Annotated in this window: 23 protein-coding genes and 1 pseudogene; 5 read left to right on the top strand and 19 right to left on the bottom strand. The window is 62.7% G+C overall.

Going from position 1 to position 25,994, the window contains the following annotated elements:
- Nucleotides 1-6: 6 nt before the first annotated feature.
- Entirely contained in the window at nt 7-4,146 is a 4,140-nt protein-coding gene (locus HG549_RS13245) for a CheR family methyltransferase (protein WP_170029902.1), read from the bottom strand.
- 263 nt (nt 4,147-4,409) lie between these two features.
- Here HG549_RS13245 and HG549_RS13240 point away from each other — a divergent pair, with 263 nt between their 5' ends.
- Together HG549_RS13240 and HG549_RS13235 are read left to right on the top strand one after the other, a co-directional pair.
- Nucleotides 4,410-4,619: a general stress protein gene (locus HG549_RS13240; RefSeq protein ID WP_114170448.1), complete on the top strand. Its 210-nt coding sequence runs from the start codon at nt 4,410-4,412 to the stop codon at nt 4,617-4,619.
- Between the two features lie 144 nt (nt 4,620-4,763).
- On the top strand, nt 4,764-5,033 hold the full coding sequence (locus tag HG549_RS13235; protein WP_170029901.1) for a DUF6555 family protein: 270 nt from the start codon (nt 4,764-4,766) through the stop codon (nt 5,031-5,033).
- Between the two features lie 26 nt (nt 5,034-5,059).
- Here HG549_RS13235 and HG549_RS13230 read toward each other — a convergent pair whose 3' ends face one another.
- The 16 genes and pseudogenes from HG549_RS13230 to paaF form a co-directional block, all read right to left on the bottom strand.
- Entirely contained in the window at nt 5,060-5,230 is a 171-nt protein-coding gene (locus HG549_RS13230; RefSeq protein ID WP_170027518.1) for a hypothetical protein, read from the bottom strand.
- 156 nt (nt 5,231-5,386) lie between these two features.
- Nucleotides 5,387-7,444, bottom strand: coding sequence for a phenylacetic acid degradation bifunctional protein PaaZ (gene paaZ, locus HG549_RS13225; RefSeq protein WP_170029900.1), 2,058 nt, complete (start codon nt 7,442-7,444; stop codon nt 5,387-5,389).
- 38 nt (nt 7,445-7,482) lie between these two features.
- A complete protein-coding gene (locus tag HG549_RS13220; protein ID WP_170029899.1) occupies nt 7,483-8,715 on the bottom strand; it encodes an OprD family porin in 1,233 nt (410 codons plus the stop codon).
- Nucleotides 8,716-8,754: 39 nt separating this feature from the next.
- Nucleotides 8,755-10,317 (bottom strand): annotated as a pseudogene (locus HG549_RS13215) (cation acetate symporter); the annotation flags it as partial.
- Nucleotides 10,314-10,622, bottom strand: a complete 309-nt coding sequence (locus HG549_RS13210) for a DUF485 domain-containing protein (protein ID WP_170029897.1) — start codon at nt 10,620-10,622, stop codon at nt 10,314-10,316. The gene HG549_RS13210 and the pseudogene HG549_RS13215, both read right to left, overlap by 4 nt.
- A gap of 221 nt (nt 10,623-10,843) precedes the next feature.
- Nucleotides 10,844-11,920: a 1,2-phenylacetyl-CoA epoxidase subunit PaaE gene (paaE, locus tag HG549_RS13205; protein ID WP_170029896.1), complete on the bottom strand. Its 1,077-nt coding sequence runs from the start codon at nt 11,918-11,920 to the stop codon at nt 10,844-10,846.
- Nucleotides 11,921-11,935: 15 nt separating this feature from the next.
- The gene (gene paaD / locus HG549_RS13200; protein ID WP_170029895.1) at nt 11,936-12,469 is read right to left on the bottom strand and encodes a 1,2-phenylacetyl-CoA epoxidase subunit PaaD; all 534 of its coding nucleotides are present in this window, start codon (nt 12,467-12,469) and stop codon (nt 11,936-11,938) included.
- A complete protein-coding gene (gene paaC, locus HG549_RS13195) occupies nt 12,456-13,214 on the bottom strand; it encodes a 1,2-phenylacetyl-CoA epoxidase subunit PaaC (RefSeq protein ID WP_170029894.1) in 759 nt (252 codons plus the stop codon). Before paaC ends, paaD begins: the two co-directional genes overlap by 14 nt.
- Before the next feature lie 8 nt (nt 13,215-13,222).
- Nucleotides 13,223-13,504: a 1,2-phenylacetyl-CoA epoxidase subunit PaaB gene (gene paaB / locus HG549_RS13190; RefSeq protein ID WP_170029893.1), complete on the bottom strand. Its 282-nt coding sequence runs from the start codon at nt 13,502-13,504 to the stop codon at nt 13,223-13,225.
- A 25-nt stretch (nt 13,505-13,529) separates the two neighbouring features.
- Nucleotides 13,530-14,519 carry a 1,2-phenylacetyl-CoA epoxidase subunit PaaA gene (gene paaA / locus HG549_RS13185; RefSeq protein ID WP_170029892.1) on the bottom strand — a complete coding sequence of 330 codons (990 nt, stop codon included), beginning with the start codon at nt 14,517-14,519 and terminating at the stop codon, nt 13,530-13,532.
- A 273-nt stretch (nt 14,520-14,792) separates the two neighbouring features.
- Nucleotides 14,793-16,112, bottom strand: coding sequence for a phenylacetate--CoA ligase PaaK (gene paaK, locus HG549_RS13180; RefSeq protein WP_170029891.1), 1,320 nt, complete (start codon nt 16,110-16,112; stop codon nt 14,793-14,795).
- Nucleotides 16,113-16,232: 120 nt separating this feature from the next.
- Nucleotides 16,233-17,453 carry a 3-oxoadipyl-CoA thiolase gene (pcaF, locus tag HG549_RS13175; protein WP_170029890.1) on the bottom strand — a complete coding sequence of 407 codons (1,221 nt, stop codon included), beginning with the start codon at nt 17,451-17,453 and terminating at the stop codon, nt 16,233-16,235.
- Nucleotides 17,446-17,886: a hydroxyphenylacetyl-CoA thioesterase PaaI gene (gene paaI, locus HG549_RS13170; protein ID WP_170029889.1), complete on the bottom strand. Its 441-nt coding sequence runs from the start codon at nt 17,884-17,886 to the stop codon at nt 17,446-17,448. Before paaI ends, pcaF begins: the two co-directional genes overlap by 8 nt.
- Entirely contained in the window at nt 17,879-19,396 is a 1,518-nt protein-coding gene (paaH, locus tag HG549_RS13165; RefSeq protein WP_170029888.1) for a 3-hydroxyacyl-CoA dehydrogenase PaaH, read from the bottom strand. Before paaH ends, paaI begins: the two co-directional genes overlap by 8 nt.
- 2 nt (nt 19,397-19,398) lie before the next feature.
- Entirely contained in the window at nt 19,399-20,190 is a 792-nt protein-coding gene (gene paaG, locus HG549_RS13160; protein WP_170029887.1) for a 2-(1,2-epoxy-1,2-dihydrophenyl)acetyl-CoA isomerase PaaG, read from the bottom strand.
- Nucleotides 20,191-20,224: 34 nt separating this feature from the next.
- Nucleotides 20,225-20,998, bottom strand: a complete 774-nt coding sequence (gene paaF / locus HG549_RS13155) for a 2,3-dehydroadipyl-CoA hydratase PaaF (RefSeq protein ID WP_170029886.1) — start codon at nt 20,996-20,998, stop codon at nt 20,225-20,227.
- A 352-nt stretch (nt 20,999-21,350) separates the two neighbouring features.
- Between paaF and paaY the strand changes: the two genes are divergently transcribed.
- Both paaY and paaX read left to right on the top strand, forming a co-directional pair.
- Entirely contained in the window at nt 21,351-21,950 is a 600-nt protein-coding gene (gene paaY / locus HG549_RS13150; protein ID WP_170029885.1) for a phenylacetic acid degradation protein PaaY, read from the top strand.
- Between the two features lie 77 nt (nt 21,951-22,027).
- A complete protein-coding gene (gene paaX / locus HG549_RS13145) occupies nt 22,028-22,951 on the top strand; it encodes a phenylacetic acid degradation operon negative regulatory protein PaaX (RefSeq protein WP_178118827.1) in 924 nt (307 codons plus the stop codon).
- A gap of 61 nt (nt 22,952-23,012) precedes the next feature.
- Here paaX and HG549_RS13140 read toward each other — a convergent pair whose 3' ends face one another.
- Nucleotides 23,013-23,627 carry a class I SAM-dependent methyltransferase gene (locus HG549_RS13140; RefSeq protein ID WP_170029883.1) on the bottom strand — a complete coding sequence of 205 codons (615 nt, stop codon included), beginning with the start codon at nt 23,625-23,627 and terminating at the stop codon, nt 23,013-23,015.
- A 470-nt stretch (nt 23,628-24,097) separates the two neighbouring features.
- Nucleotides 24,098-24,271: a hypothetical protein gene (locus HG549_RS13135; RefSeq protein ID WP_170029882.1), complete on the bottom strand. Its 174-nt coding sequence runs from the start codon at nt 24,269-24,271 to the stop codon at nt 24,098-24,100.
- Nucleotides 24,272-24,298: 27 nt separating this feature from the next.
- Here HG549_RS13135 and HG549_RS13130 point away from each other — a divergent pair, with 27 nt between their 5' ends.
- Nucleotides 24,299-25,918, top strand: a complete 1,620-nt coding sequence (locus tag HG549_RS13130) for a hypothetical protein (protein WP_170029881.1) — start codon at nt 24,299-24,301, stop codon at nt 25,916-25,918.
- Nucleotides 25,919-25,994: the final 76 nt, after the last annotated feature.

Raw genomic sequence — 25,994 nt, 5'->3', positions numbered from 1 at the left:
GGGTGGTCAGTAGGGCACGGACCCGTACAGGGCCTCGATCGCCTCGACCAGTTCGTCGTAACCGACCGGCTTGTTCAAATGCCGGTCGAAGCCCGACTGGCGTGACTTGTGCTGGTCGGCGCTGGCGCCGTAGCCCGTCAAGGCGATCGCCGGGGTGTGCTGCAAGTGGCTCAGGCCACGCAAGGCCTTGATCAGGGCGTGGCCGTCCATGACCGGCATGCCGATGTCAGACAGAATGATGTCGTAGCTGGCGGCCGCCGCCGCTTCCAGCGCCTGGCGAGGATCGCTGAACGCACTGACCTCGGCGCATTCCATTTCCAGTAGCTGCTGCATCACTTCCAGCACATCCGGCGAATCGTCGACCAACAGGACCCGGATGCCGCTCAAGCGGCCATCGGTTGTCGCATCCGCTGGCGCCACGGCGGGGCGCTGACCGCTGTCCGAGCAGGGCAGGCTGACGGTGAAGGTGCAGCCCTGGCCGATGCCTGGCGAATCAGCACTCACCCTACCACCGTGGGCTTCGACCAATTGGCGAACCAGGGACAGGCCAATACCCAGGCCTTCGCGCGGATGGTTGCCCACTTGCGGTGCGGCCTGGCTGAACAGGTCGAAAATGTGCTCCAGGCTATCCGCTGTCAGGCCAACCCCCTGATCAATGACGCGCAGCCATACCTGCGCTTCGTCATGGCTCAATACCAAGCGGACAAGGCCACCCGGCGGGCTGAACTTGAGCGCGTTGTTCAGCAGGTTCCAGACCACCTGTTCCAGCCGCGTGCTGTCGCCTTCGATAATCAAGGGCAAGCCGTCAGCCGGCAGCTCCAGGAGCACGTTGCAGGTAGGTTGTTCACTCTGCACCAGTGCATGGATGCCCTGCAGGATGGCGCGGATATCCACCGCTTCGGTCTTGAGCTTCAGCTTGCCGGTACGAATACGGGCGACATCGAGCAAGTCGTCGATGATTCGCGCCTGGCTGTTGACCGCCTCGCGGATGCTCGCCACAGCCTTGCTCGCCGCTGCGCTGTGGGCGATCGTCGGCAAGCGCCGGAGGATTTCCGCATTGAGCTGGATCAGGTTGAGCGGGTGCTTGAGTTCGTGGGACATGATGGCGAAAAACTCGTCCTTCATGTGGCTGCTGCTCTGCGACTCGGCCAGTTGCTTGCTCTGCTCGTCATGCCGGCGCTTGTGCCCCGTGAGGTCGCGGGCGATCTTCACGAAGCCGCGCAGGGTGCTGCCCTTGAGCTGGGATATCTCGCCGCTGGAGTAGAAGCGGCTGCCATCCTTGCGCACATGCCAGCGCTCGTCCTGGTCGCGCTCATTGACCCGGGCGGCATGCAGTTCCTGTTCGGGAACGCCGCGCGCACGGTCCTCTTCGGTGAAGATCAAGCGGTAATGCTGGCCCAGCACATCCGCCTTGCTGTGGCCGAACATCAGGCTGGCGCCAGTGTTCCAGTCGGTGATCAGGCCCTGTTCGTCGAGCAGGATGATGGCGAAATCGTGGGTGCTTTCGGCCACCACGCGCATGCGCTCCTCACCCAGGCGCACGCGTTCCTCCGCCGCCCGGCTCTTGCTGATGTCGATGAAGGTCAGCACCGTGCCATCGCTGTCCTGCTCGCTCGAGCGGTACGGCAGCAACCGCGCCAGATACCAGCGTTGGTCGTGGCCGCCGACCTCGCGTTCGATGATGTGTTCGCCCTGGGCCACGGTACGGGCATCCTCGGCCAGCGCGGGGTAGTCGAGGCGATGGGTGATGTCGAGCAGCGAGCGGCCGGTGTCGACCGGCAGCATGTTGAACAAGTCGGTGGCGCGCGGGGTGAACCAGCGGATATGCAGGTTGCGGTCGACGAACACCGTGGCGATATCGGTACTGGCGATCAGGTTGCTGAGGTAATCGTTGACCTTGTCGGTTTCCTCGACCTTGTTCTTCAGCTCGAAGTTGACCGTCAGCAATTCCTCGTTGATCGACTGCAGCTCTTCCTTGCTGGTGCCCAGCTCTTCGCTGGCAGAGCGCAGTTCTTCGTTGATGGCCTGCATTTCTTCATTGGAGGCGGTCAGTTCCTGGCTGGAGATTTCCCATTGTTCGATGGTTTCCTGCAGTTGCAGGCGGGTGCGCTGCAGCTCGTGCTCGAGGTTGTGCAAGACCATGCTGTCGGTCTGGCGAAGCGACTCGGCAATGGGCAACGACGGGCCGGCTGCGCGCTCTTCGAAAACCACCAGCAGGTATTCGCCAGCGCTCACTTCGTCCTTGTGCGGCTGCACGGTGATTTCCACCTGCACCCGGTCGGCACCTTCGCCCAGTTCCACCGGCCGCGAGGTCACCGCCTCGGTACCCTGGCGGGCCTGGAACAAGGTGCTGCGCAGGGCCAGGCGCAAGCTCGGCAGCACCAGGCTCAACAGGTTACGGCTGAGTTCACCGCCGGCCAGTTGCATGAAGCGGCCAACGCCCTCGCTCAGGTGCAGGATCGTACCTTCGCCGTCGATGATCAGGCTGGGCGGGTTCCGGCGCGCCAAGGCCCGGTGGTGCACTTCGGCGTAGACGGGTTTGCGCCCGGGCTTATCCTGCCCGCGTGCGACCTGGGGCGGGCTGGTGAGGTCCGGCCCCGGCAACTGGCGGCCCGAGCGGCGGCCCAGCGTGCTGACGTCGCGGGCTCGGTAGATACGGTTGCGCTTGTCGACCACGGCGAACAGTTCACTGGCCAGGTCGGCAGACTCGGCTGAGCCCAGGAACAGGAACCCCCCGGGCCGCAAGGCGAAGTGGAACATCTGCAGAATGTCCTGCTGGATCTCGCGGTCGAGGTAGATCAGCAGGTTGCGGCAGACGATCAGGCCGATCTGCGAGAACGGCGGGTCGGACAGCAGGTTGTGCCGGGCGAACAGGACTTTCTCGCGAATTTCCTTGCGTACCCGGTAGTGCTGGTCTTCCTTGACGAAGAACTGGCGCAGCCGCGAGGGTGGCACGTCGGTGACGATCGCCTCCGGATACGAACCACCCCGGGCAATGCTGATGGCACGCTCATCGAGGTCGGTGGCAAACACCTGGACCTGGCTGGCTCGCTGTTCCACGGCCAGTTGCTCGCAGGCGAGCATGGCCAGGCTGTAGGCTTCTTCGCCGGTGGAGCAGCCGGCCGACCAGATGCGTATTTCGCCAGCGCCCTCGGTTGGCTCGGGCTCGCTGACCAGCTGCGGCAGCACATGGCGTTCCAGCGCCTCGAAGGCCTCGCGGTCACGGAAGAAGTTGGTGACACCGATCAGCATGTCGGCCAACAAGGCCGTGGCCTCTTCGCGGTGGTCTTCCAGATAGCGCAGGTAGGCGCCAAGGTCGGCCTGCCCGGTCACGTGCAGCCGGCGCTCGATGCGCCGGAGCACGGTGGCGCGCTTGTAATGCTGGAAGTCATGCCCGGTGACACTGCGCAACTGCAGGAGAATTTCCTCCAGCAGCGGCTCGGAGGCCTGCGGGTCGCCTGCGCGACTGCCCAGCGCAGGTGGCAGGGTATCGTCATCGATCCGCGGCAGCTTTACCTGACTGGCGTTCCGCCATAGCTCCAGCAGTTTCTGGGGGATTTCCGCGGCCGGCAGGACGATATCGACCATACCGGTGTCTATGGCCGCGCGGGGCATGCTGTCGTACTGTGCGTCATCGGGCGCCTGCACCAGCGTGACGCCGCCTTGCTCCTTGATGCGCGAGAGCCCGACCGCGCCGTCGGCACCGCTACCGGACAGCACCACGCAAAAGGCATGGTCCTTGTGCACGTCAGCCAGGTCGCGAAAGAACAGGTCGATGGCCACGTGGTCGCCGCGCCGCCGGTTGGCTGGGGTCACCCGCAGGTAACCGTCATTGGTCGACAAGCGGTTGGCGGGCGATATCACGTACACATGGTTGCGCTCGATCGGCACTGGCTCGGTCACCTGGCGCACCGGCATCGCGGTGGTTTCCTGGATGATGCGGTCGGCCACACTCTGGTGATCGGGAGACAGGTGCAGGACGATGACGAAGGCCATGCCTGAATCGGCCGGCATTTGCCGGAACAACGTGCACAAGGCCTCGAGGCCACCTGCCGAGGCGCCTATGCCGACCACGGGGAAGTCCAGATGGCTTGGGCTCAGGTTGGGGTTTTGCGGCGAGGCGGGCTGGTTAGCAGACGACTTCATGGCGGTGCCTTGTACAGACCTGACAGACGGCCCATCGACGCATCGCCGGGCTTGTGAAAGGCCATTATAGGCAGGCTGGCGCGGCAATCGCGAGGGGTTGGGCAGAGGCCCAAAAGGCAGTGCGCCAATTTGCGACCTGCCAGTCATTTGGCGCCACTCGTCCACAAACCACGCATTGGAATGAGCGCCCAGCGCCGCCTGGGTTCGGAGTAAGGGCACGGTATACGACCGTGACTACCATTCCAACCGCAAGGAGAAACGACATGGCTCGCGATCAAGATCAAACCAGCCAACGTGGCGGCACCAAGGAAACCAACCCGGGCAATTTCGCCAACGACCGCGAAAAAGCGTCCCGCGCCGGGCAGAAAGGTGGCCAGGCCTCCGGCGGCAATTTCGCCAATGACCGCGAACGCGCCTCGGAAGCAGGCCGCAAAGGTGGCCAGAACAGCCACGGCGGCGGCCGCAACCAGTAACGCAGCGGCTGGCAACAGCGGCGGTGGCCCGGCGCACATTGCGCTGGGCCACCCTTGTTGCGAAGCGTTTCACAATCTTTTTGAATCTTCGCGGCGCGCTTGACTCAACACCAAGTCATCCATGGAAAAGAGGAGGGCCACGCGATGCCTAATCCGCAGTTGTACATCATCGACTACCGGTTACACGGCAAACCGCGCAGCTTCATCATCCGCCTGGAACGTATGGACAATGCCGAAGCCTGGCATTGGGCCAGCTGCGACGCCGGTATCGGCATCATCCCCAAGTTCGGCCGCGAAAAGATCCGCAAGGTGAGCAAACCCATGGCCGAACGCTATGGGGTGACAGAGGTCAGCTGGCGAGCCTCCGGCAGCAAGCCTGGCCAGTCGCTGGAAGACCCTGCCACCACTGCCTGACCCGATTTCGCCGCCACCCGGGCAGCTCAGGCCCCGGATTCAGGATCGCTGGCAGGCACCCCAGGCCGGTTCTGGTCATCATCCGTCAGGTTCGGGTCGGTATCGGGGTCGTCCACCTTGTCGTTGCGCGCGTCCGGATCCAGTTCCGGCCAGTCATCCTGCGCATTGCCGCCGCCCATCCACTGCTTGTCGTTCATGCCCTCGGCCTCCGTTTCGGTAAAAAAGGCCCGCCAGGCCGGCGGGCCAACACAGGAGTGAGAGGCGAAGCCATTGACCACCCCTCATGCCATCAGAACCCGCCGACGTCGGGACCGATCGGTCGCGTCGAGGCAAAGGCCGACCAATGGCAGCGGTCATGCTCCCGGCATTTTCAACACCAGGGTCAGAATGTCGTAGCTCGCCACCAGCTCGCCCAGCTGGTTGGTGACCTCGACGTCCCATGCCACCACACCCTGCGGTTGCCCCAGCGGGCTGGTCTTGCCCTGGTCGATCTTGCGCTTGCAGGTCAGCCGCGCCTGGATGGTATCGCCGATGCCCACCGGGTTGATGAAGCGCAGGGTATCCAGGCCGTAGTTGGCCAATACCGGCCCTGCACCCGGGGACACGAACAGCCCGGCTGCCGCCGACAACACGAAGTAACCGTGGGCGATACGCTTGCCGAACTGCGATTCCCTGGCGGCGATCTCGTCGAAATGCATGTAGAAGTGGTCGCCCGACAGGCAGCCGAAGTTGACCAGGTCGGCTTCGGTCACGGTGCGGCGGTGGGTGAGCAGCGATTCGCCGATGCGCAGTTGCTCGAAGTAACGGCGGAACGGGTGCACTTCGCTTTCGATCACTGCGCTACCGCGCACGTACTCGCCGGTAACCGCTGTGAGCATGCTCGGCGATCCCTGCACCGCAGCGCGTTGCAAGTAGTGCTTGACCGCACGCAGGCCACCCAGCTCTTCGCCACCGCCGGCGCGGCCCGGGCCACCGTGCTTGAGTTGCGGCAATGGCGAGCCGTGGCCGGTGGATTCCTTGGCCGCCTCGTGGTCGAGCACCAGTAGCCGGCCATGCCAGGCAGCGGCGGCCGGGATGGCCTTGGCGGCGATGCTGTGCTCGGCGGTGACCAGGGTGGCCACCAGGCTGCCTTTGCCACGGGCGGCCAGCACCAGGGCTTCGTCGAGGTCGTCATAGGCCATCAGGGTGCTGACCGGGCCGAACGCTTCGATATCGTGGGCACCACCCTCGGCATGCGGGTCGCGCGCCTGCAGCAGGGTCGGGGCGAAGAACGCACCTTCGGCCACACCTTCGCCACGTGGCGCAAAGCCGTCACTGGCGCCGAACAGCTGGTCGCAACTGTGCAACAGGCTGCGCACGCGCTCGGCCACGTCGTGCTGCTGGTCATGAGAGGCCAGGGCGCCCATGCGTACGCCTTCCAGCGAAGGGTCGCCGACCACCACCTTGGCGAGCCGCTCGCGCAGGCGCGTGGCAACCGCATCGATGTGCTTGGCCGGTACGATGGCGCGGCGGATGGCGGTGCACTTCTGCCCGGCCTTGGTGGTCATTTCCCGCACCACTTCCTTGATGTACAGCTCGAATTCCTCGCTGTCCGGGGTCACGTCCGGGGCGAGGATGGCACAGTTCAACGAGTCGGCTTCGGCGCTGAACGGCACCGAATTGCGCACCAGGTTCGGCGTGACGCGCAGCTTCGCGGCGGTGTCTGCAGAACCGGTGAAGGTCACCACGTCCTGGCCCAGCAGGCGGTCGAGCAGGTCGCCGGTACTGCCGATTACCAGTTGCAGGCTGCCTTCCGGCAGCAGGCCGGAGGCGTGCATCAGGCGCACCACGGCCTCGGTCAGGTAGCTGGTCGAGGTCGCCGGCTTGACGATGCAGGGCATGCCGGCCAGGAAGGTCGGGGCGAATTTCTCCAGCATGCCCCAGATGGGGAAGTTGAAGGCGTTGATGTGCACCGCCACGCCGGCGCGCGGCACCAGGATATGGCTGCCGGCGAAGTGGCCCTGCTTGCCCAACGGCATGGCCGGGCCTTCGTGCACCAGGTTGCCCGACGGTAATTCGCGGCTGCCGATTCCGGCGTACGAGAACAGCGTGGCATTGCCACCTTCGATGTCGATCCAGCTGTCGGCACGGGTGGCGCCGCTGTGGTGGGACAGGGCGTAGAGCTGCTCCTTGCGCTCGGCCAGGTACAAGGCGAGGGCTTTCAGGCGCGCAGCGCGCTGCTGGAAGTCCATGCCCATCAGGCTGGCCAGGCCACGGGCCCGGGCGAAATCCACGGCCTCGGCGAAGTCCGGGCGTTCCTCATGGCTATAGGCGAGCACGTGGCCGTCGAGGGCGCTGCGCAAGGCCTGGGCGCCGTGCTGGCCGAGCCAGCGGCCGGCGATGAAGCTTTGCAGGGTAGGGGCGGCAGACATGCTGTTCTCCATGCTGTTCAGAGGTGGGGAGGGCGCTGTTACCACAGCGCCAGGGTGTAGCCGATGATCAGGCGGTTTTCGTCCACGGCGTTGGTCAGGCCATTGCCAGAGCGGAAGGTGACATTGCGCCAGCGCAGGCTGACGTCCTTGAACGGGCCGCTCTGGATGACGTAGGTGATGTCGGTGTCGCGCTCGCGCTCACGGCCGTTGCTGAGCGTGGCGGTTTCGGCGTGGCGGCCGTCGGTGTAGCGGGTCATGAAGCTCAGGCCGGGGATGCCCAGGGCGACGAAGTCGTAGTCGTAGCGCAGTTGCCAGGAATCCAGGCCGGCGCGGGTGAAGGTGTTGTAGGTAACCAGGTTGACGGTGAACGGGTCGCCACCGTTGACGAACGGGAACGCGCTGTCACCGGACATCTGTTGCCAGGTGGCGGTGAACTTGTGGGCCCGCACACCGAGGGTGAACATGGCGTTGAAGTTGCGGTTGTCGATGGTGCCGGCACGCTCGGCGCCGTCTTCGCGGCTGTCGAAGTAGCGCAAGTCGCTGCGCAAGCTCAGGCCCTCGCCCAGCGAGCGGGTATCGACCAGGCCGACGAACTGCTGGCGATAGATATCCTCGAGCTTGGCGTAGTAGTAGCTGACGCTGGTTTGCGCGGTGATGGCATAGCTGCCGCCGCCGAAGTCGAGGTGGTCGCTGCTGGCGGCGCCGTAGCCGATGTCATCGCGGCCCGAGGAGTCACGCAGGTTGGCCTTGCTCAGGCGGCCGGCGTTGAAGGTCAGGCCGGCGAGGTCCTGGCTGGTCAGCAGGCCGCCCTGGAAGGTGGAGGCCAGCAGGCGGGTGTCGTTGTACACCACCACTGGCAGGATCGGTTGCAGGGTGCCCAGGCGCAGGGTGCTCTTGGCCAGCCGCAGTTTGCCGGTCAGGCCCAGTTCACTGTAGTCGTCGACCGGCTCATGGCTGTTCGGGCCAAAGGGCAGCAGGCCAGTGTTGCGACGGTCGCGGCTGGAGTCGAGCTTGATACCCAGTTGCCCCATGGCATCGATGCCAAAGCCGAGCGTGCCCTCGGTGAAGCCCGATTCCAGCTTGGCGGTGAAGCCCTGGCCCCATTCCTCGGCCTTGGCCTGCGCCGCGTTGCTCTGGCGGAAGTCGCGGTTGAGGTAGTGGTTGCGCAGCTCCAGCCGGGCGTGGCTGTCACCGACGAAGTCGGCCATCGCCGGCAGCGGCAGGGCCAGGGTGGCCAGCCAGGCGGCCGACATGAAGTGTGTACGGTTCATTGTTGTTGTTTTACCCGACATGGTTGTTCTTCCTTGGAGTCAGTGCTTGCTGGCGCCGGCAGCGCCGATACCGGTCATGGAGCGGATGAACTGCGCCAGGTAGCGGCCACGTTCCTGGCTGGCGCGTGCGGAATTGTCGGTGACCGAGAACGCCCAGGCGCCGAGGAACGCCAGGCTCATGGAGAACAGCGCGGGGTTGCTGTAGGGGAACAGTGCCTTTTCGTGATGCAGCACATTGACCCACACCGCCGGGCCCAGCACTACCAGCAGCACTGCCGAGACCAGCCCGGCCATGCTGCCGCACACTGCGCCACGGGTGGTCAGGCCTTTCCAGAACATCGAAAGCAGCAGTACCGGGAAGTTGACCGAGGCCGCCACCGCCAACACCAGGCCGGAGAGGAAGGCGATGTTCTGCGACTCGAACAGCAGGCCGAGGATCACCGCCAGCAAACCGATCAGCAGGGTGGCGATCCGCGACACGCGCATTTCCTCCTGCTCGCTGGCCTTGCCCTGGCGCATCACGCAGGCATACAGGTCGTGGGATACGGCCGAAGCCCCGGACAACGCCAGGCCGGCAACCACGGCGAGGATGGTGGCGAAGGCCACGGCGGAGATGAAACCGAGGAACAGGTTGCCGCCCACCGCCTGGGCCAGGTGCACGGCGACCATGTTGCCACCGCCGATGATCGCGCCGGTGGCATCGCGGTAGGTGGGCTCGGTGCCGACCATGACGATGGCGCCAAAGCCGATGACAATCAGCAGCAAGTAGAAATAGCCGATGAAGCCGGTGGCATAGAACACGCTCTTGCGCGCTTCCTTGGCATCGCTGACGGTAAAGAAGCGCATCAGGATATGCGGCAAGCCAGCCGTGCCGAACATCATGCCCAACCCCAGCGAAATGGCATCCACCGGGTTCGACAGCAAGCCACCAGGGGCCATGATCGCCTGGCCCTTGGCATGCACGGCCACGGCACTGGCGAACATCGCCTCGGTGCTGAAGCCGAAGTGCCTGAGCACCATGAATGCCATGAAGCTGGTGCCCGACAGCAGCATCACCGCCTTGATGATCTGCACCCAGGTGGTGGCGAGCATGCCACCGAAGGTGACGTAGGCGACCATCAGCACGCCGACCAGCATTACCGCATACAGGTAGCTGATGCCGAACAGCAGTTCGATCAGCTTGCCGGCGCCGACCATCTGCGCCACCAGGTACATCAGCGCCACCACCAGGGTGCCGAACGCCGAGGTGAGGCGCACCGGGGTCTGCGCCAGGCGGTAGCTGACCACGTCGGCGAAGGTGTACTTGCCCAGGTTGCGCAGGCGTTCGGCGATCAGGAACAGGATGATCGGCCAGCCGGCGAGCACGCCCAGCGCGTACAGCAGGCCGTCGTAGCCGTTCATGAACATCATCGCCGAAATGCCCAGGAACGAGGCGGCGCTGATCATGTCGCCGGCGATCGCCAGGCCGTTCTGCATGCCGCTCAGGCCCCCGCCGGCGGTGTAGAAGTCGCTGGCCGAGCGGGTGCGCATGGCCGCCCAGCGGGTGACCAGCAGGGTAAAGCAGACGAACACCATGAACATCGAGATGGCGGTCCAGTTCATTGCGCACACTCCTGCTTGACCTTGTCGTTGAGCGGGTCGAGCACATTGTTGGCGCGATGCACGTAGATGCCGGTCAGGGCGAAGGACAACAGCACCATCAGCACGCCAACCAGCATGCCGACAGTGGTCACGCCACCGCTGAGGGACTGGCCGAGGGTACTGGGCGAAAATGCCACCAGCAGGACGAAGCCGTAGTAGGTCACCAGCATGGCCAGGGTCAGGCCGCCGTTGAGGCGGCGTTTGCGCCGCACCAGGTGCTGGAAGTCGGGATGGTTGGTGATGCTTTCGATGCGTTCGGGGGTCATGGGTTGCGATCTCTGGGTGTTGTAATTGTTTTGGTGAGGTCACGCGGGTGTTGCATTGTTGTTGGAGCGGCCTTTTGTAGGAGCGGCCTTGTGTCGCGAAAGGGCTGCGCAGCAGCCCCGGTAATCCATGATCAGGGCCAGGATCCTGGGGCCGCGTCGCGGCCCTTTCGCGGCACAAGGCCGCTCCTACCCAAACCGCGTCAGCAGCCAGGGGCTTGGGCCTACAGCTGGTCGAAGTCGAGCACCACCTTGTCGCTTACCGGGTAGGTCTGGCACGACAGCACGTACCCGGCCGCCACTTCGTAATCCTCCAGGGCATGGTTGCTGTCCATCTCCACCTCGCCCTCGATTACCCGGCACTTGCAGGTCGAGCACACGCCGGCCTTGCACGAGTACGGCAGCTCGGCGCCGATGGCATTGCCGGCGTCCAGCACGTTCTGGGTATTGCGTGGCAGGTCGAAGGTGAGGGCGCGGCCATCGCTGATGACCGTGATGTGGCTGAGTGCCGAGTCCACCTGGCGCGCGGCCTCGCGGGCTTCCCGACGGGCTTCGCTGCCGGCTGCGGCGAACAGCTCGAAATGGATACGGTCCTTGGCCAGGCCATTGGCCTGCAGGCTGTCGCGCACCGTCTCGGTCATCGCCTGCGGGCCGCAGATGAATGCCGCGTCCAGGCTGGCAACGTCCATCCAGCGCGAGAACAACTGGCCACACTTGTCGGCATCGATGCGGCCGTTGTACAGGTCGACATCCTGTTGTTCGCGGCTGAACACGAAAATCAGGTTCAGGCGGTCGAGGTAACGGTTCTTCAGGTCTTCGAGCTTGTCGCGGAACAGCGCCCCGGAGCTGGAGCGGTTGCCGTACAGCAGGGTGAAGCGGCTGTGCGGTTCGCTGGCCAGGGTGGTGGCGATGATCGACAGGATCGGGGTAATGCCGCTGCCGGCGGCCACCGCCAGGTAGTTGCCCTGGCGGGCCGGGTCCAGCGGCACGAAGAAACTGCCTGACGGCGGCATCACGTCCAGGCGCTGGCCGGCCCTGAGCACGTCATTGGCGAACGCCGAGAAGCGCCCGCCTGGCACGCGCTTGACCGCCACGCGCAGCTCGCCGTCCTGTACCGCGCTGCAGATGGAGTAGGAGCGGCGGACTTCTTCGTTGTCCATCTGGGTACGCATGACCAGGTACTGGCCTTGGGTGAAGCGGAACGCATCGCGCAGGTGTTCAGGCACGTCGAAGGCTATCGATACGGCGTCGCGCGTCTCGTTGCGCACTTGCTTGATGGTCAGGCTGTGAAACAGGCTCATGGCGTTCTCCACGGCTCAAATGCATTTGAAATAATCGAACGGCTCCAGGCACTCGCGGCAGCGGTACAGCGCCTTGCAAGCGGTGGAGCCGAACTGGCTGAGCAATTCGGTCTGCGCGCTGCCGCACTGCGGGCAGCACACCTGGGGCGCCTCGCCGAGCAGGCTGCGCTTGCTGCTACTGCCTTGCGGCGGGGCAATGCCATAGGCTCGCAGGCGTTCGCGGCCCAGTTCGCTGATCCAGTCGGTGGTCCAGGCCGGCGTCAGCCGGCGCTCCAGTTCGGGCGCCGGGAAACCAGCCCGTTCCAGCGCCAGGCGGATATCCGTCTCGATCACCTCGGTGGCCGGGCAACCGGAGTAGGTCGGCGTGACCACCAGGTGCAGATGGCCGGCACGCCAACCGAGGTCGCGCACGATGCCCAGGTCGACCACGCTGACCACGGGCACTTCCGGGTCCATGACCTGCGCCAGCACCGCCCAGGCACGGGCTAGGTCGTCACCGCGTGGCGCGCGGGCACCACGGTCGCCGGCAATCAGCTCACCAGGTTGCATCGGGGTAAGCCCTTGGCAGGCACTGCATCTCGACCAGCAGCAGGCCCAGGTGCTCGGTGTGCAGGCCTTTGCGGCCGTCCAGGTAGAAATGACTGGCAGCCTTGGGCAGCGGCAGATCGACCGCGCTGAACACCTCGCAAACCTGTTGCCGCCAGGCCGCGCCAACACTGGCCGGGTCGGCGGCGATGCCCGCTTGCGCCAGTTGTGCCTCGTTGTCGCTGCCGGCGGTGAGTTCCACGGTGAAGCGCCACAGGGCCGGGATGGCGGCAAGCATGCGCTGGCGGCTTTCTTCGGTGCCGCCGCCCAGGCGCTGTACCCATTCGCTGGAACGGCGCAGGTGGTAGGTGACTTCTTTCAAGGCTTTGCCAGCGATGCCGGCAATACGCTCGTCAGCGGAACCGACCAGGCCTCGCAGCACGGCGAAATGCCAGGCGTCGTAAAGGAACTGCTTGGTCATGGTCACGGCGAAATCGCCATTGGGTTGCTCGACCAGCAGCAGATTGCGGTAGGCCCGCTCGTCGCGGCGGAAGGCCAGGGCGTCAGCATCGCGGCCGTCTGCCAGCAGCTCGGCGGCGTATTCCAGCCAGTTACGCGCCTGGCCGACCAGGTCGAGGCCCACGTTCATCAAGGCCAGTTCCTCTTCCAGGGCCGGGGCCCGGCCACACCACTCACAAAGGCGTTGGCCCTGCACCAGGGCACTGTCGCCGAGCAGCAGCAGATAGGGGATCAGATCGTGCTTGTGCATGGCCAACCTCACATGTGCCCGACTTCGTCGGGCAGTTCGTAGAAGCTGGCATGGCGATAGACCTTGTCGTCCGCCGGGGCGAACAGCGGGTCTTTGTCGTCGGGGGAGGAGGCGGTGATCAGGGCCGAAGGTACCACCCACAGGCTTACGCCTTCGCTGCGGCGGGTATACAGCTCGCGGGCGTTCTCGATGGCCATGGCCGCATCGGCAGCGTGCACGCTGCCGACATGCTTGTGGTTAAGGCCGTGCTTGCTGCGCACGAACACTTCGTAGAGGGTCCAGACAGACATTTTCGATCTCCGCATCAATCGCCGCTCAGGCGGCGTTCTTGTTCCGTTGCTTGCGTGCGTAGGCCATCGCCGCCTCGCGTACCCAGGCGCCGTCCTCGATAGCCTTGCGCCGGGTGGCGATACGTTCCTGGTTGCACGGGCCATTGCCCTTGATCACTTCGTAGAACTCGTCCCACTGGATTTCGCCGAAGTCGTAGTGGCCACGCTCGGCGTTCCACTTCAGCTCGGGGTCGGGGGCGGTGCAGCCGAGCAACTCGAGCTGCGGCACGGTCTGGTCGATGAAGCGCTGGCGCAGTTCGTCGTTGGTCTGGCGCTTGATTTTCCAGGCCATGGACTGGGCGCTGTTGGGCGAGTGTTCGTCGCTGGGGCCAAACATCATCAGCGCCGGCCACCACAGGCGGTTGATGGCGTCCTGGACCATGTCGCGCTGGGCCTGGGTGCCGTGGCGCATCATGGTCAGGAGCATTTCGTAGCCCTGGCGCTGGTGGAAGCTCTCTTCCTTGCAGATGCGAATCATGGCGCGCGAATAAGGGCCATAGGAGGTGCGCTGCAGCACCACCTGGTTGACGATGGCGGCGCCATCCACCAGCCAGCCCACCGCGCCCATGTCGGCCCAGCTGAGGGTGGGGTAGTTGAAGATGCTCGAATACTTGGCCTTGCCGCTGTGCAGCTTGGCGACTTCTTCGTCGCGGTCGGCGCCCAGGGTTTCCATGGCGCTGTACAGGTACAGGCCGTGGCCGGCTTCGTCCTGGATCTTGGCCATCAGCTGCAGCTTGCGCTTGAGGCTGGGGGCGCGGGTCACCCAGTTGCCTTCGGGCAGCATGCCGACGATTTCCGAATGGGCGTGCTGGGAGATCTGCCGGATTAGGGTCTGGCGATAGGCCTCGGGCATCCAGTTCTTGGCTTCGATCTTGATTTCGGCGTCGATCTTTTCCTGGAAGTTGCGCTCTTCGGGCGACATCTCTTCCAGCGACTTGACGCGCTTGACTCCGGTTTCCACTAGCTGTGCGTACATGTGCTGCGACTCCTGCTAAGGCATGAGTCATTTGTAAGCGATACAAAACTCAACGTCAAACATATTTATATGTATCAAATAAGATTTATGTATCGCTTTGCTGGCCGAGGGGGCTGCTTTGCAGCCCTTTCGCGACACAAGGCCGCTCCTACGGGAACGCAATCTGTTGTAGGAGCGGCCTTGCGTCGCGATCGGGGCGCCAAGCGCCCCTAGCAAACCCCAGGCAAAAAAAAGCCCCGGACGATGCCGGGGCCAAACAGGCTGCCGAATGAATCAGCTGGCCAACCGTTTGTCGAACACATGGCAAGCCTTGCCTTCGGAACGCTTGAGCGTGCCACAGGGCTGCAGGCGTACCTGGGTGCTGATGCCGATGTAGGTCTTGATCTGCCGGGTCAACTCGCCAACCAGCAGCTTGCGCTGGCCTTCATCAAGGTGTTGGCACTCCGCACGCAATTCCACATGCACTTCCACGCTGTCCAGATTGCCATTGCGATACAGATGTATTTCATAAAGCTCTGAAAGCTGTTTTATTTTTAGCACCTGCTCCTCGATCTGGGTCGGGAACACATTGACCCCGCGAATGATGAGCATGTCGTCGCTGCGACCGGTGATCTTGCCAATCCGCCGCATCGGCCGGGCGGTACCGGGCAACAACCGGGTCAGGTCGCGGGTGCGGTAGCGCACCATGGGCAACGCCTCCTTGCTCAGCGAGGTGAATACCAGTTCGCCCAGCTCGCCATCTGGCAACACCTGGCCAGTGACCGGGTCGATGATCTCGGGGTAGAAGTGGTCTTCCCAGATGGTCGGGCCGTCCTTGGTCTCGATGCATTCCATCGCCACCCCTGGGCCCATGATTTCCGACAGGCCATAGATGTCCAGGGCGTCGATGCCCAGGCGCTGTTCGATCGAGCGACGCAGCTCGTCGGTCCAGGGCTCGGCCCCAAAAATGCCCAGGCGCAGCTTGAGCGCGTGCGGGTCGATGCCCTGGCGCTCGATCTCGTCGGCCAGGTTGAGCATGTAGGACGGAGTGACCATGATGATATCGGGCTGAAAGTCGCGGATCAGCTGCACCTGCTTCTCGGTCTGGCCGCCAGACATGGGGATCACCGTGCAGCCCAGGCGCTCGGCACCATAATGCGCACCCAGCCCGCCGGTAAACAGGCCGTAGCCGTAGGACACATGCACCTTGTCGCCCTTGCGGCCGCCAGCAGCGCGGATCGAGCGAGCCACCACGTTGGCCCAGGTATCGATGTCGTTCTGGGTGTAACCAACCACCGTCGGCTTGCCAGTCGTGCCGCTGGAGGCGTGCAAGCGCACCACCTCCTGCTGGGGCACGGCGAACATGCCGTAGGGGTAGTTGTCGCGCAGGTCGTTCTTGCCAGTGAAGGGGAACTTCGCCAGGTCTTCGAGGCACTCGAGATCATCAGGGTGGGCGCCGCACTCGGCAAAGCGCTGGCGGTACAGCGGGACGTTGTCGTAGGCGTGCTTCAGGCTCCAGCGCAGGCGCTCCAGCTGGTGCTGGCGCAGGGCGTCGACGCTGGCGGTTTCCATCGGGTCCAGCTGGGCACGATCGGCATCATGGTACATGTTCATGGCTTCACTCGAATTGTTCTTGTACGCCGCGCGGCAGCGGTTGCAGGTGCGCGGTGAGTGTCATGGACGCAGCATATACGGCTGCATTCGGTTCGGTAACGGGCCGATGGTCGGAGCCGCTCAAAGGCGCTCGATGACCATCGCGATGCCTTGCCCTACGCCAATGCACATGGTGCACAGGGCGTAGCGCCCGGCGGTTTCCTCCAGCTCGTGCAGGGCAGTGGTGACCAGGCGTGCGCCGCTCATGCCCAGCGGATGGCCCAGGGCGATGGCTCCGCCGTTGGGGTTGACCCGCTTGTCGTCATCGGCCAGGCCCAGCTCGCGCAGCACCGCCAGGCCCTGGGCAGCAAAGGCCTCGTTGAGTTCGATGACATCCATGTCGGCCAACGACAGCCCGGTCAGCTCGAGGACCTTGCGGGTAGCCGGTACCGGTCCCATGCCCATCAGCCGCGGTTCGACCCCGGCCACAGCCATGCCGACGATGCGCCCTCGGGCCTTGAGGCCATGGCGACGGGCGGCGGTGCCGCTGGCCAGCAACAGCGCACAGGCGCCGTCGTTGACCCCGGAGGCGTTGCCGGCGGTGACGCTGCCACCTTCACGGAACGGGGTGCCAAGCCTGGCCAGTTGCTCCAGGGTGGTATCACCACGCGGGTGCTCGTCGTGCTCGACCACTTTGGCCGGGCCTTTGCGTTGTGCGACCTCGACCGGCACGATTTCCCGTGCCAGGCGGCCACGCGCTTGGGCCGCGGCGGCCTTGTGCTGGCTGCGCAGGGCGAACGCGTCCTGGTCGGCGCGGGAAATGCCGAACTGCTGGGCAACGTTCTCGGCGGTTTCCGGCATGGAATCGGTGCCGAAGGCCGCCTTGAGCAACGGGTTGACGAAACGCCAGCCGATGGTGGTGTCGAACAGCTCGGCCGCGCGGCCGAACGCCTGCTCCGCCTTGCCCATGACGAACGGCGCACGCGACATCGACTCCACGCCACCGGCCAGCATCAACCCGGCTTCGCCGCAGCGCAGGGCGCGGGCAGCATTGCCGATGGCATCCAGGCCGGAACCGCACAGGCGGTTGATGGTGGTGCCGGGCACGTCGATGGGCAGCCCGGCCAGCAGGCTGGCCATGTGCGCCACGTTGCGGTTGTCCTCGCCAGCCTGGTTGGCACAACCGAGGATCACGTCGTCGATGGCTTTCCAGTCCAGTTGCGGGTGGCGGCGGATCAGCGCCTTGAGCGGGATGGCCGCCAGGTCATCGGCCCGCACACTGCTCAAGGCTCCGGCATATCGGCCGATGGGGGTGCGTACAGCGTCGATGATCAAGGCGTCGGCCAGGGTGTGTTCAGTCATCTTGCGTCTCCTGCGCCAGCACGGTGCCGCGCACTTTGTAGGATTTGCCATGGAACATCGCCAGCAATTCACCGCGCTGGTTCTCGATTCGGACCTGGTACAGGCCAGTGCGGCCCCTGCGGCTGATCTCGCTGGCGCTGGCGGTGAGCACGTCATCGGGCAGTGCCGGGGCCAGGTAGTCGATGCTGCAGCCCTGGGCGACAGTGGCCTGGTCATAACTGTTGCAGGCGAAAGCAAATGCCGAATCGGCCAAGGCGAACAGGAAACCGCCATGGCAGGTGCCATGGCCCTGGATCATGTCGGCGCGTACCGGCATGCGCAGGGATGCCTGGCCGGGGCCGGCGGCCAGCAGCTGGATGCCCAGGCCCTGGGTGGCCAGGTCGCGGGCGTACATGGCATCGGCACAGGCTTGTGCCAGTTCGACTTCAGTCATGCAGGGTGCCTCCTTTGGCTTCGCAGCGACGTAACAGCAGGGACGGGCGGTAGCGGCTCTCGCCGTAGCTGCGCTGCAGGTTGTCGAGCACACGCAGGGTCTGGGCAATGCCGATGTTTGCCGCCCAGGCCAGCGGGCCGCACGGGTAATTGACGCCCGCGCGCATGGCCAGGTCGATGTCGGCGGCGCTGGCAACGCCCTGCAACACGGCATCGGCGGCCTCGTTGGCGAGCATGGCCACGGTCCGCAGCACCACCAGCCCAGGCAAGTCGGCGACCGGGGTTACCCGCAGGCCGGCACGCTGCAGCAAGGCCACCGCCTGGTCGCGGGCGTAGTCGCTGGTGTCCGCCGACCAGCTGATGGCAAGGCGTGTGGCGCTGCCGTAGTCGAGTGCCAAGTCCAGCAGCACCAGGTTGCGCAGGCCGTCTTGCCGGGCACGCTGGCTGGCCAGGCGGCCATCCGACAGCGCCAAGGTGGCTTCGCCTACTTGAATCAGGCCGCTACCGGCACGCTGGGTCACGCTGATGCCGCTGCCGCGCAAGCGCTCGACCAGCGGCTGCAGCACCCCGAGATGACCTTCGACGACGCAGGCCTCGGCTGGGGCCGGGCTGTGCAGCTCGAGCGGCTGCGCACGCTCGGCCCCTTCGGCATAGCTATAGAAGCCCTGGCCGGTCTTGCGGCCGAGACGGCCGGCGTCGACCAGTTCCTTCTGCAGCAACGAAGGCTGGAAGCGAAAATCGCCATAGAACGCCTCGAACACCGAGCAGGTGACCGCGTAGTTGACGTCGTGGCCGATCAGGTCGGTCAGCTCGAATGCGCCCATGCGGAAACCGCCGGCATCCCTTAGCAGCGCGTCTAGTGTTGCGCAATCGGCTGCGCCTTCCTGCAGCAGACGCAGGCTTTCCGCGTAGAATGGCCGGGCCACGCGGTTGACGATGAAACCCGGCGTCGAGCGCGCGTGCACTGGCTGCTTGCCCCAGGCCTTGGCGGTGGCATGGATGCACGCAGCAACGGCCGGCGCAGTCGCCAGGCCCGACACCACTTCGACCAGCGCCATCAGCGGTGCCGGATTGAAGAAGTGCATCCCGACTACCTGCTGCGGGCGTTTCAGCCCGGCGGCCAGGCTGGTGATGGACAGCGACGAGGTGTTGCTGGCGAGGATGCAGTCGGCAGCGCACAAGGCTTCCAGCTGGCCGAACAGCGCTTGCTTGACGGGCAGGTTCTCGACAATCGCCTCGATCACCAGGCGCGCATCGGCCAAGGCTTCAATACTGTCCACCGGGTACAACCGGGCGCTGATCGCTTGCCGTTCGGCGGGCTGCAAGGTGCCTTTTTCCACCAGCCGGGCAAGTTGCCGATCGATACCGGCCAGCGCCTGCGCAGCAGCGCCAGGGCGGTTGTCGTAGAGCTTGACCGGGTGGCCGGCCTGGGCTGCGACCTGGGCGATACCAGCCCCCATCGCACCCGCGCCGATCACCGCCACCTGCGCATTACTTGCAAGTGCACTCATGATCAACGCCCCTTGAATGCCGGGGTGCGCTTGCCGATGAAAGCGCTCACCCCTTCACGGTAGTCCTCGCTGCGCCCGGCCAGGCGTTGCAGGTCGCGTTCCAGCTCCAGCTGTTCATCGAAACCATTGTCGAAACTGGCGTTGAGGCCGCGCTTGATCAGGGCCAGGCCATAGGTTGGCTGGGTGGCGAGCTGGCGGGCGAGGGCGAGGGCCTCGTCGCGCAGGGCAGCATCATCCACCACACGGTGGATCAGCCCCCATTGTTGAGCCTGTTCCGCGCCGAGGCGCTCGCCCAACATGGCCAGGGCCTTGGCCCGTGCCATGCCGACCAGCCGCGGCAGCAGCCAGGTACCCCCGGAGTCCGGCACCAGGCCGATCTTGCAGAATGCCTGGATGAAGCTGGCCGAACGGGCAGCCAGCACCAGGTCGCAGGCCAGCGGGATATTGGCACCGGCGCCGGCTGCCACGCCATTGACCGCGCAGATCACCGGCAATGGCAAGTCACGCAGGGTACGCACCAACGGGTTGTAGAAGCGTTCGATTGATTCGCCCAAATCCGGCAGCTCGGCGCCGGGTGCGACATTGCGCTCGGACAGGTCCTGGCCGGCACAGAAGCCACGGCCTTCAGCGGTGAACAACAGCACCCGTGCATCACTGCTCTGGCGCACCTGCTTGAGTGCTTCGCGTACTTCCATATGCATGGCGGTATTGAAGCTGTTCAGTTGCTCGGGGCGGTTCAAGGAGAGGAGGGCGACGCCGTCCTCGATAGAAAACAGGATGTGCTGGAAGGTCATGACAGACTCGCTTCGTCAGGCTAGGGAAAGATGATCAGCGGCCCTGGAAGCGGGCCTGGCGTTTTTCCTGGAAGGCGCGGATGCCTTCGTCGCGATCGGCGGTGCCGGCCAGCAAGGTAAACGCATGACGCTCGAAGCGCAGGCCGCTGGCCAGGTCGGTGTCCGCGGCCTTCAGCAGCGCTTCCTTGGCCAGGCGCACCGCCAACGGCGCCTTGGCGGCGATGCTGCGGGCGACCTGCATGGCGCGTTCTACAGCCAATTCGGGCTGGGTGACTTCGCTGACCAGGCCCGCCTGCAGGGCGTGGCGAGCGCTGATGGTCTCGCCAGTCAGGACCATTTGCATGGCCAGCGGCTTGCCTACGGCTCGCAGCAGGCGTTGGGTGCCGCCGGCGCCGGGGATGATGCCGAGGTTGATTTCCGGCTGGCCGAAGCGCGCATCGGTGCCGGCGATGACGATATCGGCGCACATCATCAGCTCGCACCCGCCGCCCAGGGCATAGCCATTGACCGCAGCGATCAGTGGCTTGCTGAAAGCAGCGATGCCTTGCCAGTGAGCAACGCGAGGGTCATTGAGGATGCCCACCAGATCGCGCTCGGCCATCTCGCGGATATCGGCGCCCGCGGCGAATGCCTTGCGATCACCGGTGATGATCACCACGCGGGTCAATTCGTCGTGCTCAGCCGCCCCGAGTGCAGCGGCCAGTTCTGCCAGTAGCTCGGTACACAGGGCATTCAGGGCCTCGGGCCGCTGCAGGGTAATGAGCTGGACGCCCTGTTCGGGTGCCTGCACGTCGAGATATCGCGGCATGTCGGGTTCCTCTGGCTGCACGCACGGCACCTCGTGGGGCCGGCATTTCTTGGAATTGTCTGCAGGGACGTAATGCTGGGTCACGTCCAGGTGGCACCAGAATATGCACTTTACGATACATTTATGCAACAGCCAAAGCCATTGCATGTATCCTTTTAAGCTGTGACACACACATCGTAGCTGACCCTATCGAAGCCCCAAAAATGGTTGTACGTGGCTACAGGCCCCGATCTAGCCAGATTTTCAAAGCCATTTTGGTAGAAAACGTGAGACGCGAACTGGGCGATTGACGGCCGAATTAATGCGATACAAGATCTAACAATGCTTCTCATCACTTCAGGAGATTTTTGCCATGCCTTGCTATCGACTGGACGGCCTCACGCCCGTGGTTCATCCCACAGCCTATGTGCACCCCAGCGCCGTGCTGATTGGCGACGTCATCATCGGCCCTCGCTGTTATGTGGGCCCACTGGCATCGTTGCGGGGGGATTTCGGCCGCATCGTGCTGGAGGAGGGGGCCAACCTGCAGGACACCTGCGTGATGCATGGCTTCCCCGGCGGTGACACGGTGGTCGAACGCAACGGGCATGTCGGGCATGGCGCCGTGTTGCACGGCTGCCGGATCGGTGAAGACGCCTTGATCGGCATGAACGCCGTGGTCATGGACGGTGCCCGGGTGGCGCCACGCTGCATCGTTGCGGCCACCGCATTCGTCAAAGCGGGTTTCGAATGCGCAGCACAAAGCCTGGTGATGGGCTCGCCAGCCCAGGTCAAGCGTTCGCTGAGCGAACAGGAACTGGCCTGGAAGCAGCGCGGCACCGCCGAGTACCAACACCTGGCACAGCGCTGCATGAACAGCCTGGTTGAATGCCTGCCACTGAACGAAGCCGAGCCCGGGCGCCCACGCATGGAAGACACCGGTGTCAGGCCCAAAGGTACGGCACCGGCATGAGCCTGGCAGCGTCACGCCATGGTCAGACGGTCCGCCGCACAGGTATAGTCGGTGCTTTATCCGCGCACAGTTCGCCCATGAGCAATCTCGCCCCACTGAACAACCTGATCACCCGCTTCCAGGAACAGACGCCGATCCGCGCCAGTTCCCTGATCATCACTTTGTACGGCGACGCCATCGAACCGCATGGTGGTACTGTCTGGCTGGGCAGCCTGATCAACCTGCTGGAGCCAGTCGGCATCAACGAGCGGCTGATTCGCACGTCGATCTTCCGCCTGACCAAGGAAGGCTGGCTGACCGCCGAGAAGGTTGGCCGGCGCAGCTATTACAGCCTGACGGGTACTGGCCGGCGGCGCTTCGAGAAAGCCTTCAAAAGGGTCTACAGCCCCAGCCAACCCGCCTGGGACGGCGCCTGGACCTTGGTATTGCTGTCGCAACTCGAGGCAGGCAAGCGCAAAGCGTTGCGTGAAGAACTGGAGTGGCAGGGGTTTGGTGCCATGGCGCCGAACCTGCTGGGCTGCCCACGCGCAGACCGCGTCGACCTGACGGCCACCTTGCGCGAGCTGGATGCCGCTGACGACAGTATTGTCTTCGAAACCCACACTCAGGAAGTGCTTGCCTCCAAGGCCATGCGCGCCCAGGTCCGGGAAAGCTGGCGTATCGACGAACTGGGGCAGCAGTACAGCGAGTTCATCCAGCTGTTCCGGCCGCTATGGCAAGGCTTGAAAGAGCAGCCACAACTGGAAGCGCAGGATTGCTTCCTGGCCCGTACGTTGCTGATTCACGAATACCGTCGGCTGTTGCTGCGCGATCCGCAACTGCCGGACGAGCTGCTGCCAGGGGATTGGGAGGGAAGGGCCGCGCGACAGTTGTGCCGTAACCTGTATCGCCTGGTGTCTGCCAAGGCTGAAGAGTGGCTGAACGCCGCGTTGGAGACGGCTGATGGGCCGTTGCCGGATGTGAATGAAGGGTTCTACAAGCGTTTTGGCGGGCTGTTGTAAGGACTGCTCATATATAACTACGCTAAATGAATATTTAGTGTAGTTATAATTGAAATGCATATCAGCGGAGCAGGCGACGGGCCAGCCAAACCGTTTGCCCGCCACATTCCGCATCCTCCACGATGTGCTCCAGCACTCCGAAACCGTGGTCGTTCAATCGAGCGGTGTATTCCTCTGGATCCAGGCTGGCGTGATAGAGCGTTTCACCCTGTAATTCACCCAAGGCTTCGCCATGTGCGGGCCCACTGGTAAACATCAGCAACGCACCAGGTGCAGCGTGGCGCTGGAATATGGGAAACATCTGGCGTTGATCGTCGGGCTTGAGATGGAACAAGCTGTTCCAGGCCAGAATGCCGAGAAAATGCCGACCGAGCGCTAGCGTGCGCATGTCCTGATGAATCCATTCCTGCGTTGGGAAACGTTTTCTGCACAAGGCGAGCATCTGCGTGGACGAATCTACACCGACAATAGACAGGCCGGCATCGATCAGATGGCGTGCCACAGGTTGACCTGAGCCGCAGCCCAGATCCAGCACGATTGCTGTTGGTGGCAGTAACGAGCGGAAGCGTTCGATCCATTTGCGATCAACGAAATGATCGGAGCGCAGGTCATTCCAGATCGATGCGTGACGATCGTAGAGACTGATGATCTGATCGGTGGATGGATGATACGGCATGGACTGGGCATCCTTGGCTGTGAAAGGTGGGACGTTCACGAGGGGTTCCAGCGTTCAAATGTACCTGGGTAGCGGCCAATGTGGGAAATATGAATCTGCGCATAATGAGTATTATGTTAAATCATGTGTATAGACGCTTCTGCTCTCAGGTGTCCAATCCCACATACCTCCGGTGAAATCCCCATGTAACCGTTGAAATCAAAGTGGAATCCGTTGAAGTGACCGGAATCTCGGTTCCAGTGCACCCTTATGTCCTGCACTTAAGGTCAATTCTCCATTAGGCCAAGTCAGCCGTTGAAATCAGATCGGACAGCCGATTTCGCTAACTCGTTGAACTGAGGACGCTTTTGCAGGTTCCGTCGAAATTCCCGGATCGGGTGATCGCCTTAACCTACCATACGGAATAAAATCGGAAGATAGATTCCTGGCGTCAGCCCACGGCCATCTAAACTGCTGAGTTTGCGGAATTCTCAGACGTAGCCATTCAATTCAAAAAATTCACCCGTCGGAATAAAATCGGAAAAAACATCGAACGTTCTCCGCACCAGGCGGTGCTTACGCACTATTTGCAAGGCGGTGCCGATTCCTTTTGGATATGGCTCTTGCGCGGACAGGATTGCTGAGCTATTAATTGAAGCCTCCATAACTATTCCGCCTACGTATCTATTCTTATGAGCAAGTCACCTAGATCGATCCTCAGCGAGTCTGGAGTTCCGTTTCAGTTCGCTTCCATAAATGCTAGCGATCCTGATAGTGTCGTGGATGAGGAGCGGCTTGTGTGGGCGTACCTTGGCACTTTTCCTGAAGAAATTGATGCATTGGAGACCTATAGGCTGTTTGCCCAGCACATCAATCGTTTCTCACTCCATAACGACGCCGGTGATGTAGCTGGTAGGTTCCTTGAAAAATACGTATTGTGGATATTATGCGTGGCGCAGAAATCCTTGAAAGAATTAAGGCTATCCGATTTGAGAGAGTTTTCTGAATTTTGCAATTCCCCATCTCACGGTTGGTGTGGAGCACGCGCCCCCAGGTTTACGGAAAGGCAATCAGTATTAGAGCACAACCCTGATTGGAGGCCATTTGTTCGACCGATAAACATCGCGTTAAGCAGTTATGTTTACAGGTTAAATAGATTCATGAGTGAAATCTCACCACAGCTAGAGTTTCAACTGAGAATTAGTCCTTCCGAACACAGGGTCGAGTTGCAGGAGACATATGTTGAGCAGGATGAGATAAATGCGAAGCGGTATTTAGAGTATGTGGCCACCATTCATAGGTCTAACGAGCGAATGGAACGAAGCCTGCTCCTTTATGCGACATGCTTCTATTTGAACATACCCGCGCTGGAGCTTATTTCGAATTGCGAGTTTTTTTGTATGGCCTGCTTCAGGTTTTCGGAAACAGATAAAGCAAAATTCTTAATGCGAGGCGTTCTAAGCTCTTACAGCCTGGAAGTGCCGCCACCGCTAATATTCCATATAAAACGATATCGCACCTATATGCGACTTCCATTAATTCCATCCTGCAGCGAGGTCGAGCCGCTGTGCTCGACTAATAATTTTAAGCGCTTCATCTCAAGATTGCCTTGGATGCAAGAGTTACCTTACTCGCCGGCGATTATCCTCAAAAGAGCTATTAGGTATCGGACAAATACCAACCCGCATCAGGCTCGGCGTAATCGTAATAGAATCGAGGCGAATCGCTTGGGTAGAATGCACTGGGAAAGAAAATCGATTGCTCAAGCAAAATTGCTGCCTGAATACTCAGGAGCCCGTGCATATCCTGAAAATGCGCCCTCACCTCCTCCCCTGTTCGCCTTGGACACACGTGAAACTTTGATAATATCGTCCGAACTCGAGGACAGCTATGTGGACAAAAACTTTCCATCTCACTTGAGGAGCCGGGCACTGGACGCCTTAGATATGCTCCGCTCGTACGCTCGATTGAATAAGGAGCGATTGAAGCTAGCCGCTCTGGAGAAGTGGCTACTTTGGGCGATTTACTTCACTGACAAACCTATTAGCGCTCTCACCAAGAATGATGCCAAAGACTTTTTGAGGTTCTGTATGAGCCCGCCAGCATCATGGCGTGGCGACAGTGCCCAACCCAGGTTTAACTCGATCTCACGACTGGCGATCAATAGTTATTGGACTCCCTTTCATGTGTTTGAGGATTCTTGGGAAAAGTCAATCTTACGAACAGCTAGAATAAGGGATTGGTGTAAATCAGCTTATAGAAAATTGATTGAGAATAATCATAAGCTTCTAAATGTTTTTAATGATCCCTAAATAAAGCGCGTGCGCACGTGTTTTTGCCCTTCAGCGTCACTCATTCAGTTTGTTGGTGCAGTTCGTAACTGCTCTG

This window comes from Pseudomonas sp. SK (assembly GCF_012975065.1).
Taxonomy (GTDB): Bacteria; Pseudomonadota; Gammaproteobacteria; order Pseudomonadales; family Pseudomonadaceae; genus Aquipseudomonas; species Aquipseudomonas anuradhapurensis.
This window is presented reverse-complemented; position numbering and strand designations above follow the sequence as displayed.

Coding starts and splice junctions, on each gene's coding strand:
- paaY (WP_170029885.1), top strand. CDS start 21,351: ATGCCTTGCTATCGACTGGACGGCCTCACGCCCGTGGTTCATCCCACA.
- HG549_RS13140 (WP_170029883.1), bottom strand. CDS start 23,627: ATGCCGTATCATCCATCCACCGATCAGATCATCAGTCTCTACGATCGT.
- paaF (WP_170029886.1), bottom strand. CDS start 20,998: ATGCCGCGATATCTCGACGTGCAGGCACCCGAACAGGGCGTCCAGCTC.
- paaA (WP_170029892.1), bottom strand. CDS start 14,519: ATGTACGCACAGCTAGTGGAAACCGGAGTCAAGCGCGTCAAGTCGCTG.
- paaC (WP_170029894.1), bottom strand. CDS start 13,214: ATGCACAAGCACGATCTGATCCCCTATCTGCTGCTGCTCGGCGACAGT.
- HG549_RS13135 (WP_170029882.1), bottom strand. CDS start 24,271: ATGGAGGCTTCAATTAATAGCTCAGCAATCCTGTCCGCGCAAGAGCCA.
- HG549_RS13235 (WP_170029901.1), top strand. CDS start 4,764: ATGCCTAATCCGCAGTTGTACATCATCGACTACCGGTTACACGGCAAA.
- paaH (WP_170029888.1), bottom strand. CDS start 19,396: ATGAGTGCACTTGCAAGTAATGCGCAGGTGGCGGTGATCGGCGCGGGT.
- HG549_RS13240 (WP_114170448.1), top strand. CDS start 4,410: ATGGCTCGCGATCAAGATCAAACCAGCCAACGTGGCGGCACCAAGGAA.
- paaI (WP_170029889.1), bottom strand. CDS start 17,886: ATGACTGAAGTCGAACTGGCACAAGCCTGTGCCGATGCCATGTACGCC.
- HG549_RS13210 (WP_170029897.1), bottom strand. CDS start 10,622: ATGACCCCCGAACGCATCGAAAGCATCACCAACCATCCCGACTTCCAG.
- HG549_RS13130 (WP_170029881.1), top strand. CDS start 24,299: ATGAGCAAGTCACCTAGATCGATCCTCAGCGAGTCTGGAGTTCCGTTT.
- paaD (WP_170029895.1), bottom strand. CDS start 12,469: ATGCAACCTGGTGAGCTGATTGCCGGCGACCGTGGTGCCCGCGCGCCA.
- pcaF (WP_170029890.1), bottom strand. CDS start 17,453: ATGACTGAACACACCCTGGCCGACGCCTTGATCATCGACGCTGTACGC.
- paaZ (WP_170029900.1), bottom strand. CDS start 7,444: ATGTCTGCCGCCCCTACCCTGCAAAGCTTCATCGCCGGCCGCTGGCTC.
- HG549_RS13220 (WP_170029899.1), bottom strand. CDS start 8,715: ATGAACCGTACACACTTCATGTCGGCCGCCTGGCTGGCCACCCTGGCC.
- paaE (WP_170029896.1), bottom strand. CDS start 11,920: ATGAGCCTGTTTCACAGCCTGACCATCAAGCAAGTGCGCAACGAGACG.
- paaG (WP_170029887.1), bottom strand. CDS start 20,190: ATGACCTTCCAGCACATCCTGTTTTCTATCGAGGACGGCGTCGCCCTC.
- paaB (WP_170029893.1), bottom strand. CDS start 13,504: ATGTCTGTCTGGACCCTCTACGAAGTGTTCGTGCGCAGCAAGCACGGC.
- paaX (WP_178118827.1), top strand. CDS start 22,028: ATGAGCAATCTCGCCCCACTGAACAACCTGATCACCCGCTTCCAGGAA.
- HG549_RS13245 (WP_170029902.1), bottom strand. CDS start 4,146: ATGAAGTCGTCTGCTAACCAGCCCGCCTCGCCGCAAAACCCCAACCTG.
- HG549_RS13230 (WP_170027518.1), bottom strand. CDS start 5,230: ATGAACGACAAGCAGTGGATGGGCGGCGGCAATGCGCAGGATGACTGG.
- paaK (WP_170029891.1), bottom strand. CDS start 16,112: ATGAACATGTACCATGATGCCGATCGTGCCCAGCTGGACCCGATGGAA.